General features: G+C 39.9%; 2 protein-coding genes. One reads left to right on the top strand and one right to left on the bottom strand.

Annotation, left to right across the window (positions count from 1 at the left end; all coding sequences use genetic code 11):
• Position 1 precedes the first annotated feature (1 nt).
• Positions 2–568, top strand: a complete 567-nt coding sequence (locus BWD47_RS19975) for a manganese efflux pump MntP family protein (protein ID WP_075594552.1) — start codon at positions 2–4, stop codon at positions 566–568.
• Here BWD47_RS19975 and BWD47_RS19970 read toward each other — a convergent pair.
• Positions 565–2557 (bottom strand): bifunctional diguanylate cyclase/phosphodiesterase (locus BWD47_RS19970; protein ID WP_075594551.1); only part of this gene is annotated, 1993 nt, incomplete at its 5' end. The genes BWD47_RS19975 and BWD47_RS19970 overlap by 4 nt on opposite strands.

Raw genomic sequence — 2557 nt, 5'->3', positions numbered from 1 at the left:
CATTGTTACTCTGAGTGTATTATCTCTTGCTATGTCTACCGATGCATTTGCCGCATCAATCACTAAAGGCAGTACACTAAAAAGCCCGCGCGTTTTAAGTGCGATTAAATTGGGTTTGATCTTCGGCTGTATTGAGGCCATTGCCCCTGTTATCGGCTGGCTAATTGGCAGTGCAGGTGCTGAATATGTTGAAGCCTATGATCACTGGATTGCTTTTGTGCTATTGGTAGGCCTAGGTGTTCATATGTTGCTTGAAAGCCGTAAAGAAGATGACGATGAAGACGATACATTAACAGCAACAAATAAACGCTCGTTAATGGCCACCTTACTTACTGCTGTTGGTACTAGTATTGATGCTATGACAGTGGGTATCAGCCTCGCATTCATGAAAGTAAACATTTACTTAGCAGCCGCCATGATTGGCCTTGCAACAACGATAATGGTCACTATTGGTTCATTACTTGGCAATGTTATCAGTGGCTGGGTTGGTAAAAAAGCTGAAGCGATTGGTGGTATAGCTCTAGTGTTAATTGGCTGCGGTATTTTGTACAGTCATACTATGGCTTAATTTAACAACGCATCAAACGCTTCTTTGGGCATTGGTTTATAAAAATAATACCCTTGCCCAAGCTCACAGCCTAATTCAATTAAACTCTCTAAATGTGCTTTTTCTTCGATTCCTTCCGCTACAATCTGTAAATTTAGAGTATGCGCTAAGCTTGTAATGGTTCTAACAATATCCATACTTTGCGTATCAGTGAGCATATCGCGAATAAATGACTGATCAATTTTTAACACATCCACCGGAAACAGTTTTAAATATGACAAACTTGAATAACCTGTACCAAAGTCATCAATAGCAATCGCTAACCCCAACGAAGCTAGGTTATTCAACATACTTTTGATTTCTTCGAAATCATGCATCAGTGCGCTTTCTGTTACCTCTAACTCTAACAACTCACTTGGAAGCCCTGTCTCTTGGAGTGTTTGAGCAACAGTATTGCAAAAGTTTTTGTCAGTAAATTGTTTCGCGGCAATATTTACCGCTACTTTTATTTTATAGCCTTTATCAGCCCAATCTTTGGCTGCAGCACAACTTTGTTTTAAAACCGATAACCCTAACGCATGAATTAAGCCCGTTTCTTCGGCAAGCGGAATAAAATCCAGTGGCGAGACAAGGTTATTATTCTCATCCCGTAAACGTACTAAAGCCTCTACGCCTACAATTTCCCCACTGGCAAGAGCCAGCTTGGGTTGGTAATAAACGTCTATCTCTTCGTGTTCAATTGCATTTCTTAATAGCTTTTCAATGCTTTGACGCTGCTTAAATTGATGTTCTAAGTCGTCAGAGTAATAACAAAACCGGTTTCGCCCTTGTTCTTTTGCTCTGTACATAGCAGCGTCTGCATGAGTCATAAGCTCTTCTGCGGTAGATGAGTCGTTTGGATTCATACTCACACCAACACTCACAGACAAGTTATAATCTTGGCCATCAATGCGAAAAGGCATTGCCATCGTATTTATAATTTCTAGAGCAATACTATCTACGTTACTTGTCGATTTTACATCGGGGATCAGCACCACAAACTCATCGCCACCAATACGTGCGAGTGTAGTATTTAAATCAAGCAATGACTCTAGCCGATTGGCAACATGCTTTATAATCAAATCGCCTTTATGATGCCCTAATGTGTCATTTAAATATTTAAAGTGGTCGATATCTATCAACATCAAAGCCACACTTTTTTTCATGCTTGAGGCGACTTTACACGCATGAACCACCCTATCATGTAGCAAAACTCGGTTAGGCAAATCTGTCAATAAATCATGATTTGCCAAGTGGGTCATTTTTACTGCCATTGCTACCGACTCACTGACATCATGAAAAACGATGATGCCACCAATAATGTTGTTTTCAATATCACGAATAGGAGCTGCAGAATCTTCAACGCGATGAACACGGCCATCAAAACCAACCAATTGGCTATTAAGGGCCATTGCAACAATACGATGCTCTTTTAAAGCAACTAAAATAGGATTCACTAAGCGTGTATTTGATGACGCATCAACCAGGTTCATAACTTCTTCAATATGCCTGCCTTTTGCGTCATCGGCATGCCATCCCGTCAAACGCTCTGCAATGGGGTTCATAAAGTTAATTATTGCGTTGTTGTCCGTGGCAATCACTGCATCACCAATCGAATTGAGCATAACTCGTAGACGTTCTGATTCATTCGATAGCTGTTTTTTTGTATTGGTAATAGAGGTGATGTCCGAAAGAGTAAGAATGACACCAGTAACCTCTTGCTCTATTACTTTTAAATTTATTTGCGCTCTAACATATTCAATCCTATTACGAGGACTGGGCAACTGTATATTTAAAACTTCTTGCTCTATGCCTTCAGTTATACAACGATGAAAAGCCTCATACAGCTTTTCAGGTAATACATCTTTAGCGAAACAACCAAGCATTTGCTCACTGCTTTTTGCAAACCAATGGGCGGTTTCATCATTACTAAATAAATTTTCTTCTGTTTTTGACCAGTAAGATATATAC

Source organism: Pseudoalteromonas sp. PAB 2.2 (genome assembly GCF_001938575.1).
GTDB lineage: Bacteria > Pseudomonadota > Gammaproteobacteria > Enterobacterales > Alteromonadaceae > Pseudoalteromonas > Pseudoalteromonas lipolytica.
The sequence above is the reverse complement of the archived record's forward strand: the minus strand, read 5'-3'. Positions and strand labels throughout refer to the sequence as shown.